Origin of the sequence: Saccharothrix tamanrassetensis (genome assembly GCF_014203665.1) — a bacterium.
GTDB classification, from domain to species: domain Bacteria; phylum Actinomycetota; class Actinomycetes; order Mycobacteriales; family Pseudonocardiaceae; genus Actinosynnema; species Actinosynnema tamanrassetense.
In genome coordinates, this window is sequence record NZ_JACHJN010000005.1 from 357007 (window position 1) to 375270 (window position 18264).

Sequence of the window (18264 nt, forward strand, 5' to 3'; positions counted from 1 at the left end):
CGCGCGATCCGGCTCTGGTCGTCCTGGGCAAAGAGGAGATACTTCACGGTGGAAACCGTCACGCTGGTCTGCGGCACGCGCCCCGAGCTCATCAAGCTCGCCCCGCTGATCCGGCTGTTCGGCCCGCGCGCGGTCGTCGTCTACACCGGACAGCACTACGACCGCACCATGTACGAGCTGATCCGCCGCGACATCGCGGAACCGGGCGGCTACCACGAGTTCGCGCTCGGCGGCGCCCGGCGCGGCGCGCAGCTCGGGCTCGCGGTGGAGGCCGTGGACGACGTCCTCGCCGGGCACCGCACGACCGCCGTCGTGGTGCAGGGCGACACGACGTCCGCGCTCGCCGGGGCGTTGGCGGCCAACGCGAACGACGTGCCGCTGGTGCACGTCGAAGCGGGCCTGCGCAGCTTCGACCGGGCGATGCCCGAGGAGCACAACCGGGTGGTGATCGACCACCTCGCCGACCTGTGCTGCGCGCCGACCCCGCTCAACCGGGGGAACCTGCTGGCCGAGGGCATCCCGGTGGACCGGATCGAGGTCACCGGCAACACCGTGGTGGAGGCGCTGGAAGCCGCGCTGCCCGGCCCGGAGGCCGAAGCCGCCGTGCTGTCGGCCCACGGCCTGCACCGGGACACCTACGCGGTGGCCACCATCCACCGCCCGGAGAACGTGGACGACGCGGCCAACCTGGAGACCATCCTGCGCGAACTGGCCGCGCTGCCGCTGCCCGTGGTGCTGCCGCTGCACCCGCGCACGGCCAAGCGCGTCGAGCAGTTCGGCCTCGGCCACCTGCTGCGCGCCCTGCGCGTGACCGAGCCGCAGGCCTACCCGGAGTTCCTCGCCCTGGCGGGCGGTGCCGCCGTCGTCGTGTCCGACTCCGGCGGCATCCAGGAAGAGGTCAGCGTCCTCAAGCGACCCGTCGTGGTGGTGCGGCGCAGCACCGAGCGCCCCGAGATCGAAGGGACGTTCGGCACCCTCGTCCCACCCGGGCCGGGGGTGGGCGTCGAGGTGCGGAAGTGGCTGGACGACGTGGCCGGCCACCGCGACCGGCTCGCGGACATCCCGTCGCCCTACGGCACGGGCTCACCCTCGGTGCGGATCGCCGCCGCCCTGGAGCAGCTGGTCGGCGAGCGTCCCGGCGTCCCGGCGCTGGTCGGCTGAGTCCCGGCGGTCCGCCGGCTCCCGGTGGACCGCCGACCCCCGGCGGACCGCGTCGCCCAGCACGCCGACGACGCGGTTCGCCAAGGCCACGCTGGAGTTCCAGCTCGTCACCGACGGGTACACGTGCGCCGTGGTGGCCAGCAGCAGGGGCGTGCCCCCGACCTCGACCGGGGGCCGCTTCGCCAGGTACCCCAACGGGTACACGGGTTCCACGAACGGCGCCTTGAACACCCGCACGTCGTCCACGTCCGCCGACGTCAGGTCCGGGTACAGCCCGACCAGCTGCTTGGTCCACCGCGCCGCGATCCGGCCCTCGTCCTCGCGGTACAGCGCGGACTCCCGGTCGGTGTAGCGCATCACGTACACCAGGTGCCGGCCGTCGAACGGTCCGGCCAGCGCGGACATCTCGATCACCCCGTCGAAGTCCGTCCCGGACCGCACGACGGGCGCCCAGTAGTGCCCGGACAGCGGTCGCCTCAGGAAGAACAGCGCGTTCACCACGCCCTGGTACGGCAACCGCACGTCCGGGATCCGCCGCGCCAGCCCGTCGTCGGCGACCTCCCGCAGCACCGGCAGCGGCAGCGTCGACACCACCCGGTCGGCCTCGACGGTCCCGTGGCCCGCCACCGCGACCAAGGCCCGGTCGCCGTCGACTTCGAGCCCGCGGACCGGTGCGGAGGTCCGCACCACGCCGCCGGAGGCCTCGACGGAGGCCCTCAGCGCGTCGATCACGGCCCGGTAGCCGCCTTCGGGGTAGCCGCGCACCGAGACGTTGCTCTCGCGCCCCAGCCGCTGCCACAGGTACAGCGCGGGCACGTCGCCGAACGCCGCGCCGAACTTGGACCCGAACATCGGCGCGAGCAGCCGCTCCCACACCCGGTCGCCGTAGACGCCGCGCAACCAGTCCTCGGTGCGCAGCCGGTCCAGGTCCTTGCCCTGGCCCAGTCGCCGCAGCAGCAACGACACCACGCCGAACCGCAGCCGGTCGTGCAGCGGCAGGGGCGTGAACCGCAGCAGGTCCGCCGCCGAGTTGAACGGGAAGTGCCGCCCGTCCACGACCATGCCCATCCGGGTCGGCCGCCAGCGGACGGCGTCGCGCAGGCCGAGGTCGCCCAGCAGGTCCAGCAGGTCGTCGTCGGTCGGCATGACGCAGTGGTAGAACCGCTCGACCCAGCGGTCGCGCCACGGGAAGAACGTGCCGAGCCCGCCGAGCTGGTCGCTCGCCTCCAGCAGGGTCACCCGCGCACCGGACCGCGCGAGCCGGTGCGCGGCGGCCAGCCCGCAGATCCCGCCGCCCAGCACGGCGACCCGCGTGCCCGACAACGAGTCGCCCGCCGCCGACCCGTCCGCCGCCGAGCCGTCCCGCGGAGCCCCGACCACCGCGTCCGGACCGGTCCCGGCGACGGCGTCCCGCCCGGCTCCCGTCGCGGTGTCCCGACCGGTCGCGGTCGCCCGTTCCCGCGCGCCGCCGGTCGCCGCGTCCCGGCCGGCGTCCCCGGTGGCCGCCACGTCGTCCCTCACAGCGGGCGGTAGGGCGCCGGCGCGAGGCGGTCGCGCATGAGCAGCTTCAGGTACTGCGCGATCGTCCGGCGCAGCTTGAGCTTGCTCGGACCCTGCTTGCGGTCGTAGCGCAGCCGCAGCGGCACCTCGGCGATCACCGGGCGGCAGTGCCGCAGCTTGAGCAGCAGCTCCACCATGCACGCGAAGCCGCGCTCCTCCACCAGCCGCTCGCCCCAGTGCCCGGCCGCCCGGTCCAGCAGGCTGACCCGGTAGGCGCGGAACCCGCTGGTGAAGTCGCGCACCCCGTCGACCCGGAGCACCCGCCGGAACAGCACGGCCGCCCCGCGCGAGAGGAACCGCCGGAACGCGGGCGCGGTGGTGTCGTCGCCGCCGGCCACGAACCGGGAGCAGATCACCACGTCCGCGCCCGCCGCGATCTCCGCCCGCAGCGCGGTGATCAGCGCCGGGTCGTGGGTGTCGTCGGCGTCCATCACCACCACCAGGTCGTCCTGCCCGGCCACCGCGAGCACGGCCCGCAGCCCGGACTGGACTGCCTGCCCGAGCCCGAGGTTGACCGGGTGCCGCACCACGTGGACGTCCAGCCCGGCGACGCCGGAGACCACGTCGGCGGTGCCGTCGGACGAGCCGTCGTCCACCACCCACACCGCGACCTCCTCGGTGCGGGCGACCTCGGCGATCCGGTGCAGCAGCGGTGGCAGCGAGGCTGCCTCGTTGTAGGCGGGCAGCACCACGTGCGTCCGGCCACGGGTGCGGATCGTGTCCGGCGCGGCGGGCGCCTGTCGTTCGTCGACGGCCACTTGTCGACCCCATTTCCGTCGTTGCGGGTAAGCGGGCCAGAATTATTCGCCTGGGAACTCCACCCGGGTTCTGCCCACCCCGTGTTTCGCGCACCCCGGACGGTGACCGGAAACCGCACGAGACGCACACCTTTGTCGCTGGAAAGGAGGTTCCTCTCTCTCGGAAGAGTGAAACAGAGGTGTCTCATTCCATCTTTTATGCACTGAGTGATCAAAGTACTCGTTCGAGTGAACTCGGTCGGTTTACGTTTGTGGCGGTCCGGCGTGGTGCCGGTCCCGCCCTGCCGCCGCCGGCCGGCGGAAAGGACGTCGTCGGAATGTGGTGTGGCGTGGTGTTGGCGCTGCTGGAGCCGGTCTGCCGAGCGCTGGCCGGCCGGAGGGGTGGCTCGCGGTGAACCGGGTGGGTGCGACGGCCACGGCCCCGGCGCCGCCGGGCCGGGCGCGGCCCCAGACCAGGCGCGACCTGCTCAACCGGGTCAACGCGGTGGCCGTGCTGCTGGTGGTGGTGGACGTGGCGGCGCTCGGCGTCGCGACGGCTGCGCTGGACCGGGTGTGGGTCGGCGTGGTCGCGGGCGTGCTGCTCGGCGTGCGGGCGTCCTGCCGGCTCTACCGGCGCCGGCTGTGGCTGTCCTGGCTGCACGAGCTGCCGCGCTCGGTGATCGCGACCGCCACGGCGTTCGCCCTGGTCACCGGCGTCACGCTGGCGCTCGGCACGCCGCCGGAGACGACCGTCGAGGTGCAGTGGGCCATCGTGAACTTCACCTTGTGGAGTGAACCTGCTCGCCTGTTCGTGTTCACTTTCGGCCGCTGGGCCCGCCGGCGCTTCCACCGCTGCGACCGGACCGTGGTGGTCGGCGCGGGCAAGGTCGGGGCGACCCTGGCGGGCGCGATGCTCCAGCACCCCGAGTTCGGCCTGCGCCCGGTCGGGTTCGTCGACCCCGCGCCCGCGCTCGACCCGGCCGTGCTGCCGGCGCCGCTGCTGCCGGAGAACCTGGCCGACGCGATCACCCGGCTGCGCGCGGGCACGGTGGTGCTGGCGTTCTCCCACGCCGCGGACTCGCCGCTGGTCAACGCCGCCATCACGGCCCACCGGCTGGGCTGCGCGATCTTCGTGGTGCCCCGGATGTACGAGCTGTACCAGGACGGCCCGGACGTCGAGCGGCTGCGCAGCTACCCGCTGGTGCGGCTGAGCACCGCGCCCACCAGCAGGCCGAGCTGGTGGGTCAAGCGGGCGGTGGACGTGGTGCTGGCGGCGGTCGCGCTGGTCGCGCTCGCCCCGGTGATCGCGCTGTGCGCGCTGGCCGTCCTGCTGGAGAGCGGTCGCCCGGTGATCTTCCGGCAGGTCCGGGTCGGCATGGACGACCGCACCTTCGTGCTCTACAAGCTGCGCAGCGTGCGGATGACCGACGAGGACGACTCGCAGATCCGCTGGTCGGTGGTCGGCGACCGCCGGGTGGGCCCGGTCGGGCGATTCCTGCGCCGCACGTCCCTGGACGAGCTGCCGCAGTTGTGGAACATCCTCAAGGGCGACATGTCGATTGTCGGACCCCGACCGGAACGACCGGGTTTCGTTCGCGAATTCTCCGCTGTGCACGACCTATACTGGGCGCGGCACCGGGTGCCCACGGGATTGACCGGACTCGCTCAGGTCCACGGGTTGAGAGGGGACACCTCGATAGTCGACAGGTCCCGCTACGACAACTACTACATCGCGAATTGGTCGTTGTGGCTGGACGTGAGAATCCTGTTGTTGACGGTGGGTGAGCTGTTGTGCCGAAGGAACCGCTGATCCGTGCCCACACCCGACGCGTGCTCGCCGGCACGTGCGGCGTCGCGCTCCTCCTGGCCGGCTCGGCGGCGCTGCCGAGCCCGGCGGGGGAGCGGACCACGGCGGTCCGGGTGAAACCGGCCCCGGAGTGGGATCCGAGGGCGCACCGGGGCGTCCCTCCCGGGGTGGACCCGCTCGGCCCGCCGCCGAAGCCGCTCGCGCCGTGCGCCTGGTGGTACGGCATCGGCGAGCCGCCGACGTACGCGGACCTCAAGTTCGCCGCCCAGCACTACGACCTGGTGGTGCTCAACGCGACCGAGACCGCGGCCATGCGGCGGCTGCACAAGCTCAACCCGAAGATCAAGGTGCTGGTGTACAAGGACTTCTCCAGCACCCGCAACTACCCCGGCGCGGTGGTCGGCGACCAGGACGCGCCGCTGCTGCCCAGCGGCGTCGGGTACTACGCGGCGGAGCGGAAGCACCCGGAGTGGTTCGCCCTGGACACCGCCGACCGGCGCATCGAGTGGAAGGGCTACCCGCAGCACTGGCAGATGACCGTGTGGGACGAGGGCTACCAGCGGGCGTGGGCGGAGGCGGTGACCGCCGAGGTGGTGCGCGAGGGCTGGGACGGCGTGCTGGCGGACAACGACTTCAGCTCGCTCGGGCACTACTCGCCCGCCGTGCTGAAGGGCACCGCGGACACCGCCGCCACCGACCGGATGATCCGCGACGGCCTGGACCGCTTCCTGGAGGTCGCCGGCGAGTCGCTGCGCAAGGAGGGGAAGATGCTGATCCCCAACGTGTCCGAGTCGCAGCTGACCCCGGGCCGGTGGTCCGCGCACTCCCGCTACCACGGTGCGATGGAGGAGAACTTCAGCCTGCGCGACAACGGGGCGGGCGACCTCATCACGTTCAAGGGCAACGAGTTCAAGGAACTGCGCGCCCAGGCGGCGCTCGGCGAGTCGTGGCTGCTGCTGGTCACCCACACGCAGAGCCACCGCGAGGAACGCGTCGGCTACGCCACCGCGGCGCTGCTGGCCGGTCCGTACACGTGCTGGATCGGGGCGACCACCAAGGACTACCAGGACCCGGACTGGTCGCCGTACCAGGACGCGAACCTGGGCGAGGCGGTGGAAACGGCCAACCACCTGCCGAACGGCACGTGGACGCGCAAGTTCACCAACGGCTGGGTGGCCGTCAACCCGACCGCCACCACCGCCCACGTCATCCCGCCCCCCGGTCTGGTCACCATCGACGGCACGACCGTCCCCACCCTGGTCGACCTGGCCGGCGCGGACGCCCTGGTCCTGGTGAAACCGAAGACCACCAAGCCCACCGCGACCAGGCCGGCCCCCACCACGACGAGCAAAGCCCGACCCACGTCCACCACCACACCCGTTCCGACCACCACCACACTCACCACGACACCCACCACCACGACGACCACGCCCGTCACCACACCCACACCCACACCGACGGCCGCGGCCTGACCCATGCGGGTGGTCTTCGCGGAGTCCTCAAGACAGCGCCCGAGATGCGCGTGACCTCACCTCAAGAACCCGGAACCAGCTCCCGGTACAGCGCCAGATGCCGCTCCGCGCACACCTCCGGCGCGAACCGCGCCCGCGCCCGCTCCGCCAGCACCCGCCCCACCCGTCCCGGATCCGGGTCGGCGAACAGCGCCGCCAACCGTGCCGCCAACCCGGCCACGTCCCCCGCGGCCACCAGCCCTCCGGAGTCGGCGAGCATGTCACCCACCCCGCCGGTGTCGGTCGCGACCACCGGCTTGCCCGCCGCCATCGCCTCGGCGACCACCAACGGCTGCTGCTCCATGGTCGACGGCAACACCAGCGCGTCGTGCCGCCGCAACTGCTCCGGCACATCGGTCCGGAATCCCAGGAACTCGACCCGACCGGCGAGGTCGCGCGCCGCCTGCTCCTGAGCCGCCGCGCGCAGAGGTCCGTCCCCGATCACGGTCAGCGAAGCGTCCGACGGCATCACGCCGGGCATCGCCAACGCGTCCAGCAGCGACAACAACCCCTTGCGCGCCACCAGGAGCCCGACGAACACCAGCCTCCGCACCGGCCCTCGGGGCGGGCACGACCCGGGCAGCTCGACGCAGTTGTCGATGTGCGCCACCCGATGGGAAGGCACCCGCAGGCGCCGCACCAGGAATTCGCCCATGGCCGGCGCGGGCACCACGGTCCGGTGGACGAACCTGGCCACCCCGGCATCCGCCGCCAGCACAGTCCGGGTGTACCCGGACGGCCCGGCCGCGCCCCGCGAACCACGGAACCACGCCTCGCCCACGTCGTCCGGCACCCCGTGGTACGTCTGCACCACCCTGTGCCGCAACCGCAAACCGGCGCTCACCAGCCCCGCCCGCCGGTCCTGGGCGTGCACCACGTCCGGCTGCCAGGCCCGCAAGGCCTCCCGCGCCCGCCGGCCGGCCCTCAGGTCCCCCTTGCTCGCCACGGAGATCGCCTGGTGGTGCCCGGCGATCAGCTCCGCGCCGCGCGACGGCACCGGTCCGAACACCCGCACCTCCGCCTCGCCCGACGCGATCAGCGTCGCCGCGAGCCGGACCGTGACGTCGACCGGACCACCCTTGTCCTGCGTCAGCAGGTAGGCGACCTTCACCGGTTCCCTCCCACGAGCTTGTCCACCAGGGTCGCGATCTGGTCGGCGACCCGGCCGGAGTCGAACAGCACCTCGGCCCGCCGCCGCCCGGTCAGGCCCTCGTCCGCGGCGAGCACCGGGTCGGCGAGCCGGGCCGCGATCGCCGCGGCCAGCGCCGGCACGTTGCCGGCTTCCACGACCGCGCCCGCGTCGCCCACGCTCTGCCGCACCCCGCCCACGTCGAACGCCACCACCGTGCGGCCACTGGCCATGGCCTCCAGCGGCACCAGCGCCATCCCCTCGGCCCGTGACGGCAGCACCACCACGTCGGCGGCGGTGTAGAAGTCGGCCACCGCCGTGTCGTGGCCCCACCAGCGCACCGACTCGTGGTCCCCGGCCGCACGCCACCGGTCCCGCATCGGGCCGTCGCCGACCAGCACGAGACGCGCCTCCGGCACGGCCGCCAACACGGTCGGCCACGCCTCAAGCAGTTGGTCCTGGCCCTTCAGCGGAGCCAGTCGGCCCACGCACACCGCTGTCGGCACGTCGGGCAACCCGAGGCGGCGACGGGCCGCGACCCGGCTGCGCGGCCTCAACACCGTGGTGTCGACGCCGTTGCACACCACCTCGGCGGTCGTGCGGATCCCGTTCCGCCGTCCCGCGACGAGTTCGTCGTCGCTCACGCACACCAGTTGGTGCGTCCACCGGTCCGCCAGCCGTTCCCACAACGCCGACGCGTGCCGCAGGAGGCCGTGCGCGGTCTGGAACGACCACAGGTGCGGCTGGAAGACGGTGGGACGCCGACCGCGCAGCACGAGCCGTCCGGCGAGACCGGCCTTGGAACTGTGCAGGTGCACGGCATCCGGGTCCAACCGGTCGACGATCTTCCTCAGCCGCAGCGTTTCCGCCACGGTACGCGGGCCGGGGGAGCGGGAGGCGGGCCAGTCGTGCACGTCGACCCCTGCGTCCCGCAGCCGGTCCGCCAGCCACCCCGGCGGGCACACCACGTCGACCGACCAGCCGAGTCCCCGTTGGGCGACGGCGAGTTCCAGCACGACCGCCGCCACCCCGGCGGTCACCGGCTGGGTCACGTGCACGACCTTCATCGGCGCACCTCACGCAGTTCACTCACCGTGCGGCGGTTCGCGAGCAGCGCCACCGCCGTGTAGCCGAGCACCAGCACCAGCCCCTCGCCGAGCGCACCCGGCAGGGTCGGGCCGAACAGATCCCCGAACAGGTGCGCCACCACCAGGCAGCCCACCGCGCTCACCGCGACTCCGAACACCATCCGAGCCGGCTTCGGAGGTGCGAGTCCGTTGCGCGCCAACACCGACCACGCCAACGGCACCATCGTCCACACCACCACGAGCTGGGTGAGCGCGACCGCCACCACGCCGTGCCGGGTGAAGACGGCGAGCGCCACGACGAGCGCCACCAGGTGGGTCAGCTCCAACGCCAGGTAGCGGCGGGCGTGCCCGGCTGCGCGGATCGCCTGGTACCACAGGTGGAGCAGGCCGAATCCCAGCCCGTAACCGCACAGCAGCACCAGTGGGAGCGCCGCCGGGGCCCACCGCTCACCGAACAGCACCACGCGGTCGGACAACGCCGCCGTCACCACGTACAGGCCGCCGGTGACCACCAGCACCGCGTGCGTGAACCGACCGATGGCCTCCGGCAGCTCCGCCCGGCGACCGTTCCTGATCAGCTTCGCGCACAACGGGAACAACACCCCGCCGAGCACCACCGCCACCACGATGTACGGCACCCAGGCGATCCGGTAGGCCAGCGAGTACACGCCCACCGCTTCCGCGCCCAGCACGCGCCCGACGGCGAGGTAGTCCACGTTGATCAGCAGCACCGCCACCAACGCCCCCGGCCCGACCACCGCGATCCACCGCAGAGCCTCGGACGCCGCCTCCGCGTCCCACATCGGCCGCACCAGCACCCCCGCCACCGCACCCAGCAGCGGTTGCGCCACCGCTGTGCACAGCAGCCCGACCACCAGTGAGTACGGCCCGAATCCCCGCACCGCGAGCACGACCGTCACGACCGCGCCCAGCACCGCACCGCCCGCGTCGGGCAGCATCCGCCGCCGGAAGTCCAGATCCCGGTGCAGCAGACCCATCTGCACGCCACCGGCGGCGGTGAACGGCAGGCTCACCGCCGCCAGCGAGATCAGCGGGGCGATACCGGGCGCACCCGACGCGTCCGCGATCGGACCCGCCGACGCCACCAGCAGCACGGCCAGCGCCGCACCCGTGCCGACGCTCAACGTCAGCAGCGTGCCCGCCATCCGGCGCGGGTCCAGACCGGTGCGGCTGATCACGTCGTAGACGCCCATCGACTGCACCACCTGCCCGATGTTCACCAGCGACACGGTCAGGGCGACCAGCCCCAGGCCCTCCTCGGTGAGGAACGCGGCCAGCACCAGCGTGACGGCCACCTGACCGCCCTTGCCCACCAGGTTGACCAGGAACAGCCACAGCGAACCGCGAACCGCACCGGTCACGACGGTCCGGTGAGGACACGGGGTCGGCGCGCGAACATGACCAGGGCGGTCCAGGCGACGACGACGGCGATGCCGTCCACCGTCACGCTCGCCAACGGCCCCATCAGTCCGCGGATCGCCGTGTCGACGAAGTGCAGGTGCGCGAACGGGAAGACCAATGCCACCACCGCGACTCCGAGGCAGGGCAACCTGTTCCGCCACCACAGCGCGGCGACCACCACCAACGCCGGTACGGCGATCAGCACATCGCCGGGCTGGTGCACCACGGCGACCACGACGGCGACGCAGGTGAGGAGGTCCGCCACGGCGACCTCGCCGACCCGGTCCAGCCGCCGGACCAGCACCGCGCTGATAGCCGTCACGGCGACCAGGGCGAGGAGTTCGGCCGCCGGCGGCAGCCACCCGGTGACCCGGAAGAACACGGCCGCCAGGTCGACCCGTTGCGCGGTGAGGGAGTCCACCGCACCGTAGGGGGTCGCGGCGGCGTGGTCCAGGTTCGCCGCGATCACGTCGAGGAACGCCCCGATCCCACCACCGCCGACCACCAGCGGCACCACCACGAACAGGCTGGCCACCGCCGCGATCGCGGTGCCGCCCAACGCCACCTGCCGCGACCCGCGGACGAACAGCAGGATCGCCAGCGGCAACCCGAACTGCGGCTTGAGCCACGCCAACGCCAACGCGAGGGCCGCCCACCGGGGATGGCGCTCGCGCGCCAGCAGGGCCCCCGCCGCACCGACCGCGATCAGCGGGTTCACCTGCCCCACGTACAGCTGGGCCTTGCCGACCTGGCTGGTCACCAGCAGCGCTGCGACCACCGCCGTGCCGAGCACCGACGGGGCCCGCAGGTGTCCGGCCGCCAGCACGGCCAGGAAGACCAGCAGCAGCAACGAGACGACCGCGAACGCCACCGCGCCGAACCGGTAGTCCGGCAGCGCGAACGGCAGGTGCAGCACCAGGTGGTAGGGCTGGTAGAGGTTGAAGTTCTGCCGCACCGGCCAGTGCACGAACATCGCGGCCGGGTCGTACGGGTTGCCGCCGGCGAGGAACTCGCGGATCGGGAAGTACAGCGCGTCCCGGAAGTCCTGCATCCGCTCCTCGGGGCGGTTCGCCAAGGTGGGCAACGGAACTTCCCACGCCGGCCGCAACGCCCGCCACGCGCCGAACAGGCCCACCGCGATCGCCAGGACGGTGACCGCCGCCCGCCGGTCCACTGCGGCATTCCGCACGCCGGCGAAACGTCCCGGCTCCCCGGCCTCGATCCCGCGCTTCACGCCAACACCACCGCAACCACCGTCGTCCCGGCCGGCAGCGCGCCGACCACGCTCGCCAACTCGTCCTGCCGCGCACCGGTCGGCGCCACGGCGATCAACGCCACCCCGTCCGCGGGTTCGTAAGCCTTGTCGGGCAACCGCTCCGTCAACGACTCGGCCCGCGGCGCCAGCTCCGGGACCACCGCGACCACCCGTGCGGGACGTGCCGCCGCACCGCACAGCACGGTCAGCCGCTCGACCAGCGCCGGGTCGTCGTCCCGCACCACGGCCACCGGGTGCCCGACGCCGGCGGAGGACAACGCCGCCCGAACACCGTCCGTGACCCGTGTCCGCCGCAGGTGCCGCACCGCCGCCACGGCGATGCCGGCCGCCACCGCCGCCGCCAGCGCCAGCCCGATCGTCAACGGCCAGTCGGGCGCGACCCGGATGACCTCGGGGGTGTCCAGCACCCGCAACTTCCCGGCGGGGGCGAGCAGGTTCGCGTCCACGACGGCCTGCGCGACCGCCGCGGCCTCGTTGCCCGCCTGCCCGGCAGAAGGAGCCCGCACGGACAACCGCGCCAGCCCGGACGCGGGCACCAGCTCCACCGACACCCGCTCGGCCTCCGTCCCGGTCCGCACCAGGACGGAAGGGCTGCGCGCCACCTCCACCAGCGCGGGCAGCGACAGCGCGACCACCTCGCCGTACTGCGGGGCTTCGGGACCGGCCGGACCGGCGAGCAGGCCCACCCGCCCCTGGTACTCCTCGCCCTTCAGCACGGTCGCGATCAGCACCAGCGCCCCGACCAGCAGCGCCGCGACCGCGCTCTCGCCCACGAGCCGGGCTTTCACCGCCGACCTCCCCACGTGCGCAGCAACTCGTCGTAGGACCGCATCAGCACGCGCGGGTCGTGGGCCCGGGTCACCGCCGCCTGCCCGGCCGCGCCCTCGACCGCCCGCTTCCCCGGGTCGAACAGCAACAGCCGCAACGCCTCCGCCGTCGCCTCCGGGTCGCGCGGGGGCACCGCGAATCCGCCGCCCCCGGCCAGCGCCTCGCCGACCCCGTCGACCGCCGTGGCCACCACCGGGCGCCCGGCGGCCAGCGACTCCAGCACCGCGACCGGCATTCCCTCCCAGTCGCTGGTCAGCACGGTCACGTCCGCCGCCGCCAGCAGGTCCGGCGCGTCGGGCCGGTTGCCCAGGAACCGCACACCGGTCAGCCCCGCCGCGTTCCTCTCCAACGCGGGCCGCAGCGACCCGTCACCGGCCAGCCACAGCTCCGCGCCGACCCCGATCCGCGCCCACGCGTCGAGCAGCACGTCGTGCCGCTTCTGCGGCTCCATCCGGGCCAGGCACAGCGCCACCGGCACGTCCGGGTGGGCGCCGATGGCCGCCCGCACGGTCGCCCGGTCGACCCGGGGCTCCTGCGGGAACACGGCGTTCGGGATCACCACCGGGTCCGGCGTGAGCCCGGCCGCCCGCAGCCGGGACGCGGTCGCCTCGGCGACGGTCACCACCGCGCCCGACGTCCGCCGCAGGATCTTCGCCGCACCGGCGTAGTCCGCCTCGGCGACGCCGTGGAACACGGTCAGCAGCGGGACCTTGCGCGGCAGCAACGCCAACCGCGCCACCATGCTCGCGGACACGTTGTGCGCCAGCACGACCTCCGGGCGGAAGTCGTTGATCGCGGTACGGGTCGCGGCCGTCGCGCGCAGCACCCCGGATGCCCTGCGCCGCGCCACGGGCACCGTGAAGGTCGGCACGCCCTGCCCGCGCAGCGCGTCCGCCCGGTGCCCCCCACCGCTGGCGACGGCCGTCTGCCAGCCGAACTCGCGGCCGGTCCGGGCCATGCCGGCGACCAGGGCCTCGGCCCCGCCGGTGCCCATCTCGCTGATCACGTGGAGCACACGCATCCGGTTCCCCTTCGACGCAGATCGGCCGCGGCGACGACCGCGACCAGCGACCACAACGGCAGGTAGTACTGCTGGGACAGGAACGTCGACGCCACCGCGACGGCGATCAGCGACGCCTGCACCGCCGCCATCGGCCGCCGTTCACCGGACCGCAGCACCCGCTCGGAACCCACCGCCGCGACCGCCGGCAGTCCGACGAACAACCCGAAGCCGGCCAACCCCAGCTCGGCCGCGACCTCGAGGTACATGTTGTGCGCCACCGGCGTCTGCTCGTCGACCTCCGCGTTGTGCGAGGCGGCGGCGTACCCGTCCCGGAACCCGCCCGGCCCGACACCGAGCACCGGGTGCCCGGCCACCATCCGCGCGGCGGCCTGCCACCGCAGCTCGCGGGTGTCCACGTTGGTCCCCGCGATGTGGCTCTTCTCCTGCAGCGCCCTGTCCAGGGTCGGCCCGGCGAGCAGCACCACCCCGACCCCGAGCGCGGCCAACGCCGCCATCCCGCCCACCACGGCCCGCACCGGCAGCGCCCGCCGGGCCACCAGCCAGGTGACGGCGGCGGTCAACGCCAGCGCCCCGCCGCGCGAGAACGTCGCCGCCGCCCCGGCGGCCAGCACCAGCCCTGTCAGCGCCAGCCCGGCGGACCTGAGCCGCGAGCCCCGCGGGTCGAGCAGCGCCACCAGCAGCGGCAGTGCCGCCACCAGGAAGTACGCCAGGTCGTTCGGGTCCTCCAACGGCCCGGTGGCCCGGGTCTCGCCCTCCGCGACCATGCTGTGCAGCGCACCCAGGGCGGCCACCGCCGCGCCGGCGACGATCGACCCGAGCAGCGCCCGGATGGGCACCTCGCGGGCCGCGACGTCCACCAGGACCACCGTGACCACCAGGAACGGCAGCCACCGCTGCAGGTAGTCGACGGCGTACGGCCCGCCCGCGTGCAGCGCGGTGGAAGCCAGCAGCACCACCGCGAACAGCCCCAGCACCGCGTGCACCGGGTGCGGCGCGGGCATCCGCCGTTCCCGCACCCGTGCCGCCACCCACACCGCGGCGAGCAGCGCGGGCGCGATCTTCGCCAGCTGCCCGTGCGCGGCGAGCAGGTAGCCCTCCAGCGGGGCCAGCGCCACGGTCGCGCACGCGAGCACGCGCAGGAGCAACGTCATCCCGAGCGTTCCAGCCGCCTCGTGCCGCGCAGGTCCCCGTCCAGCCGTGCCACGTGCGCCCCGGTGCCCACGACCTCGTAGTGCCGCCGCAACGCGCCCAACACCCAGCCCAGCAGCGCGGCCTTGTCCCTCGCCGGAACGGCCATGCCGGGGAAGAACTCCATGCCGGGGGCTTCGCCCGCGCTCAGCACGTCGGTCGGGTGCAGCAGCAGCGACGGTGGCACGCCGAAGACGCGGCACAGCCGCAGCGCCGCGCGGAAGTGGCCACGGGCCAGCGCGGGGGAGAGCTGGTGCAGTTGCAGCAGGTACGACCCGTGGATCGGCACCCGCAGCAGGGGCATGGTCGTCACCGGCAGCTCGACCAGACCGCTGTCCCAGCGGTAGGGGCGGTTCGGCGCGAACACCTTGGAGAACCCGCCGAACAGCTCGGAGCTGTCCTTTGTGGACTTTGCGGAGCGGTTGTGGTAGAAGCGGGCCAGCGGACCGATCCAGGTGGGCAGCGTGCTCGCGTCGTAGCGGTAGCCGCGCTCGGACAGCACGTCCAGCAGGTCGGGCGTCACGCTGTAGCCGGGGCCCCGGAACCCGACCGGACGAGGTGCGCCGGCGGCGGTGATCGCCTCCTCGGTCCGCACCACCTCGGCTTCGAGTTCGGTGCGGGAGTACCGGTGCAGCCACGGCTCGTGGCCGAACGAGTGGTTGGCCACCTCGTGCCCGGCGGCGGTGATCGCGGCGACGGCCGCCGCGCCGTCGTCCCGTTCCGCGTCCGCGCCGACCACGAACACCGTGGTGGTCAGGCCGTGCTCGCCGAAGACCTCCAGCAGCCGGGGCGTGGCGGTGGCCAGGAAGCTCGGCATCCGCTCCCACTCCGGATCACCGTGGGTCTTCAGGTACGCCCAGAGGTTGTCCAGGTCGAGCGAGACGCTGGCGACGTTCACGCGGCCTCCTGCGCGGCGGGTGCGGGCGTGAGGCGGGACGCGTAGCCCAGCGCCAGCACGCCGAGCACGACGAGCGCGACACCGGCCGCCACCCACCACTCGCGGCCGGGCGCGATCCGGTCGCCCAGCGCCAGGATGCCCACCGCCGAGGTGACCACGACGGTCACCGAGTCCATGGTCGCGATCGTCGAGGTGGCCGAACCCCGTTGCAGCGCGACGGCCATGCCCGCCTGCCCGACCAGCGCCGCCAGCACCATCAGCCACACCAGCGGGTAGTAGGGCAGCTGCGACACCGGCTCGTCGGCCAGCGAACGGCTGGCGATCGCGACGACGGCGTACGCCAGGCCCGCCGCCACCGCGACCGGCACGACGCCCTTCGCCCCGCGGGACACCAGGAACACCGCGAGCAGCGGCCCGCCCAGCACCAGCAGGCCGACGTCGACCGGGATCTCGGCGGCCACCGACGGCGCGGACGCCCCGGCCAGCAGCAGCAGGCCCAGCGCCATCGCCACCAGCACGGCGACCTCGACCGGCCGCACCCGCCAGCCCAGCGCCAGCACGCCGAACACGGTGGCCACGCCGACCGCGCACGACGAGCCCGCCTGCACCAGGTACAGCGGCAGTTCGGCACGGGCGAAGAACGCCAGGACGAACCCGCCGACCTGTCCGGCGAACCCCAGCAGGTACAGCCGGTCCACGGCGAGCCGGGCGAGCAGGCCGAAGCCGTGCCCCGGCTCGGCGCGGCGCGCGGCGATGGTCTGCGCCACGATGCCCAGCGCGTACATCGCCGTGGCCGCCGCGAGTGCGAGATATCCGGGCACGCAACCACTCCCGTGGACAAGGAATTGAACGAGCGGCAGCGTAGGGCCACCCGATTCCTTGCCCGATCGGGCGATATTCCAAATCCTCGAACGAGTGACGAATAATGTCCCGGTTGAGCGCGCTGTCACGGAACAGCCGTGTTCCCGCCGGGTGCGCACGGCTGGGCTGTGCTCGGCAGCCGTTACAGCCGGGGCAGATCAATACCGACCTCGCTCAATTGCATCAAGAACGCGTTGCCGCGCCTGATGGAGGTCCGGCCCCAGGCCGAGCTGTCCCGCGCGGAGCGACCCCTCGCCGACGATGCGCGGCCGGTCAACGGGCGTGCGCTGCGGTTCAAGGACGCGGGGCGCCGGTTTGCTGGACTGGGGGGCATGGTCGACGCGGACTTCGTGGTGGTTGGTGGGGGCACGGCGGGTTGTGTGCTGGCGCGGAGGCTGCTGGACCTCACGGACGGCACGGTGCTGCTGCTGGAGGCCGGGGAACGGGACACCAACCCCGCCATCCACGACCCGGTGCGGATGCACGAGCTCTGGGACAGCGCGCAGGACTGGGGCCTGCGCACGGTGCCCCAGCGGGACGCGGCGAATCGCCCGTTGCACCTGCCGAGGGGTCGGGTGCTGGGCGGTTCGCACGCTCTCAACGCGATGATCCACGTCCGGGGCAATCCCGCCGACTACGACGACTGGGCGGCGCGGGGCAACGCCGGGTGGTCGTGGGCGGAGGTCGAGCCGGTGTTCCGGCGCATCGAGAGCGGTCCGCTGACCATACTGCGCGACTTCACCGCCGACCCGGTGCAGGAGGCGATCCTGGCCGCGGCGCAGCAGGCCGGTGTGCCGTTCAACGCCGACTACAACGACGGGGACCAGACCGGTGTGAGCCGGATGCAGTTCACCATCGCCGGCGGTCTGCGCCACACCACCGCCCGCGCCTACCTCGCGCCGGTGCTCGACCACCCGAGGTTCACCCTCGTCACCAACGCCCACGTGCGCCGGCTGCTGATGTCCGGCGAGCGGTGCGTGGGCGTCGAGTGGACCGAGTACGACCGCGTGCACCGCGTCCGGGCGGGCGAGGTGGTGCTCAGCGCGGGTGCGATCGGGTCGCCGCAGGTGCTGCTGCGGTCCGGCATCGGCCCGGCGGACGACCTGCGGGCGTTGGGCCTCGACGTGGTGGCGGACCTGCCGGGCGTGGGGGAGAACCTGCAGGACCACTGGCTGGTGCCGACGATCTTCAGCGCCGCCAAGCCGATCGAGCACACGCCGGGCGTGCCGCCGGCCCAGACGCACCTGTTCTGGCGCAGTCGGCCGGGCCTGCCCACGCCCGATCTGCAGCCGCTGCACTTCAGCGCCCCGCTCTACGAGACCTGGATGTCCGGCCCGGACAACGGCTTCTCCCTGATGGCGGGCCTGATCCGGCCGGAGAGCGTCGGCCGGCTCACGCTGTCCAGCCCCGACGGCCCGCCGCTGATCGACCCGCGCGTGCTGTCCGCGGCGTCCGACGTCGACGCCCTGGTGGAAGCGGTCCTGCTGTGCCAGGAGATCGGCCACGAACGCGCGCTGGCCGAGTTCGGCGCGGACGAGCTGTACCCGGGCAAGCTCGAACTGCGCGACTACGTGCGGCGGTCGGTGATCACCTACCACCACCAGGCCGGCACCTGCGCGATGGGCTCGGTCGTCGACCCGGAGCTGCGGGTGCGCGGCGTCGCCGGGCTGCGCGTCGCGGACGCCTCGGTCATGCCGACGATCGTGTCGGGCAACACCAACACGCCGACCGTGATGATCGCCGAGAAGGCCGCCGAGCTCATCGCCGGCTGACC

General features: G+C 73.5%; 15 protein-coding genes. 4 read left to right on the forward strand and 11 right to left on the reverse strand.

Annotation, left to right across the window (positions count from 1 at the left end; all coding sequences use genetic code 11):
- Positions 1-48 precede the first annotated feature (48 nt).
- On the forward strand, positions 49-1161 hold the full coding sequence (gene wecB / locus FHS29_RS18070; RefSeq protein ID WP_184691853.1) for a non-hydrolyzing UDP-N-acetylglucosamine 2-epimerase: 1113 nt from the start codon (positions 49-51) through the stop codon (positions 1159-1161).
- Here the strand turns inward: wecB and FHS29_RS18075 are convergent.
- Together FHS29_RS18075 and FHS29_RS18080 are read right to left on the reverse strand one after the other, a co-directional pair.
- Positions 1084-2682, reverse strand: coding sequence for an FAD-dependent oxidoreductase (locus FHS29_RS18075; protein ID WP_312864969.1), 1599 nt, complete (start codon positions 2680-2682; stop codon positions 1084-1086). The two genes, wecB and FHS29_RS18075, sit on opposite strands and share 78 nt — an antisense overlap.
- On the reverse strand, positions 2679-3479 hold the full coding sequence (locus FHS29_RS18080; RefSeq protein WP_184691854.1) for a glycosyltransferase: 801 nt from the start codon (positions 3477-3479) through the stop codon (positions 2679-2681). The genes FHS29_RS18075 and FHS29_RS18080 overlap by 4 nt, the downstream gene beginning before the upstream one ends.
- Positions 3480-3870: 391 nt before the next feature.
- On the opposite strand from FHS29_RS18080, the gene FHS29_RS18085 reads away from it, so the two are divergent.
- On the forward strand, positions 3871-5268 hold the full coding sequence (locus FHS29_RS18085) for a sugar transferase (RefSeq protein ID WP_312864970.1): 1398 nt from the start codon (positions 3871-3873) through the stop codon (positions 5266-5268).
- Positions 5250-6737: a putative glycoside hydrolase family 15 protein gene (locus FHS29_RS18090; protein ID WP_312864971.1), complete on the forward strand. Its 1488-nt coding sequence runs from the start codon at positions 5250-5252 to the stop codon at positions 6735-6737. The genes FHS29_RS18085 and FHS29_RS18090 overlap by 19 nt, the downstream gene beginning before the upstream one ends.
- A 61-nt stretch (positions 6738-6798) precedes the next feature.
- Here FHS29_RS18090 and FHS29_RS18095 read toward each other — a convergent pair whose 3' ends face one another.
- The 9 genes from FHS29_RS18095 to FHS29_RS18135 are packed head-to-tail and all read right to left on the reverse strand — an operon-like array spanning position 6799 to position 16450.
- Complete coding sequence (locus FHS29_RS18095; RefSeq protein WP_184691856.1) at positions 6799-7887, reverse strand: glycosyltransferase family 4 protein; 1089 nt, start codon at positions 7885-7887, stop codon at positions 6799-6801.
- Positions 7884-8972 (reverse strand): glycosyltransferase, encoded by a 1089-nt coding sequence (locus FHS29_RS18100; RefSeq protein ID WP_184691858.1) that lies wholly within the window; start codon positions 8970-8972, stop codon positions 7884-7886. Before FHS29_RS18100 ends, FHS29_RS18095 begins: the two co-directional genes overlap by 4 nt.
- The gene (locus FHS29_RS18105; protein WP_184691860.1) at positions 8969-10375 is read right to left on the reverse strand and encodes an oligosaccharide flippase family protein; all 1407 of its coding nucleotides are present in this window, start codon (positions 10373-10375) and stop codon (positions 8969-8971) included. The genes FHS29_RS18100 and FHS29_RS18105 overlap by 4 nt, the downstream gene beginning before the upstream one ends.
- Positions 10372-11649 carry a glycosyltransferase 87 family protein gene (locus tag FHS29_RS18110; protein ID WP_312864972.1) on the reverse strand — a complete coding sequence of 426 codons (1278 nt, stop codon included), beginning with the start codon at positions 11647-11649 and terminating at the stop codon, positions 10372-10374. Before FHS29_RS18110 ends, FHS29_RS18105 begins: the two co-directional genes overlap by 4 nt.
- Positions 11646-12479, reverse strand: a complete 834-nt coding sequence (locus tag FHS29_RS18115) for a hypothetical protein (protein WP_184691861.1) — start codon at positions 12477-12479, stop codon at positions 11646-11648. The genes FHS29_RS18110 and FHS29_RS18115 overlap by 4 nt, the downstream gene beginning before the upstream one ends.
- Positions 12476-13540, reverse strand: coding sequence for a glycosyltransferase family 4 protein (locus tag FHS29_RS18120; protein WP_184691864.1), 1065 nt, complete (start codon positions 13538-13540; stop codon positions 12476-12478). Before FHS29_RS18120 ends, FHS29_RS18115 begins: the two co-directional genes overlap by 4 nt.
- The gene (locus tag FHS29_RS18125) at positions 13522-14694 is read right to left on the reverse strand and encodes an O-antigen ligase family protein (protein ID WP_184691865.1); all 1173 of its coding nucleotides are present in this window, start codon (positions 14692-14694) and stop codon (positions 13522-13524) included. Before FHS29_RS18125 ends, FHS29_RS18120 begins: the two co-directional genes overlap by 19 nt.
- A complete protein-coding gene (locus FHS29_RS18130; RefSeq protein WP_184691867.1) occupies positions 14691-15629 on the reverse strand; it encodes a polysaccharide deacetylase family protein in 939 nt (312 codons plus the stop codon). The genes FHS29_RS18125 and FHS29_RS18130 overlap by 4 nt, the downstream gene beginning before the upstream one ends.
- Positions 15626-16450, reverse strand: a complete 825-nt coding sequence (locus FHS29_RS18135; RefSeq protein WP_184691869.1) for a hypothetical protein — start codon at positions 16448-16450, stop codon at positions 15626-15628. Before FHS29_RS18135 ends, FHS29_RS18130 begins: the two co-directional genes overlap by 4 nt.
- Positions 16451-16822: 372 nt before the next feature.
- Here FHS29_RS18135 and FHS29_RS18140 point away from each other — a divergent pair, with 372 nt between their 5' ends.
- Positions 16823-18262, forward strand: coding sequence for a GMC family oxidoreductase (locus tag FHS29_RS18140; protein WP_184692345.1), 1440 nt, complete (start codon positions 16823-16825; stop codon positions 18260-18262).
- The last annotated feature ends 2 nt before the right edge of the window (positions 18263-18264 follow it).

Bases quoted from the DNA above. Each gene is read 5' to 3' on its own strand.
- FHS29_RS18100 (WP_184691858.1), bottom strand. From the start codon at position 8,972: ATGAAGGTCGTGCACGTGACCCAGCCGGTGACCGCCGGGGTGGCGGCG.
- FHS29_RS18120 (WP_184691864.1), bottom strand. From the start codon at position 13,540: ATGCGTGTGCTCCACGTGATCAGCGAGATGGGCACCGGCGGGGCCGAG.
- FHS29_RS18125 (WP_184691865.1), bottom strand. From the start codon at position 14,694: ATGACGTTGCTCCTGCGCGTGCTCGCGTGCGCGACCGTGGCGCTGGCC.
- FHS29_RS18140 (WP_184692345.1), top strand. From the start codon at position 16,823: ATGGTCGACGCGGACTTCGTGGTGGTTGGTGGGGGCACGGCGGGTTGT.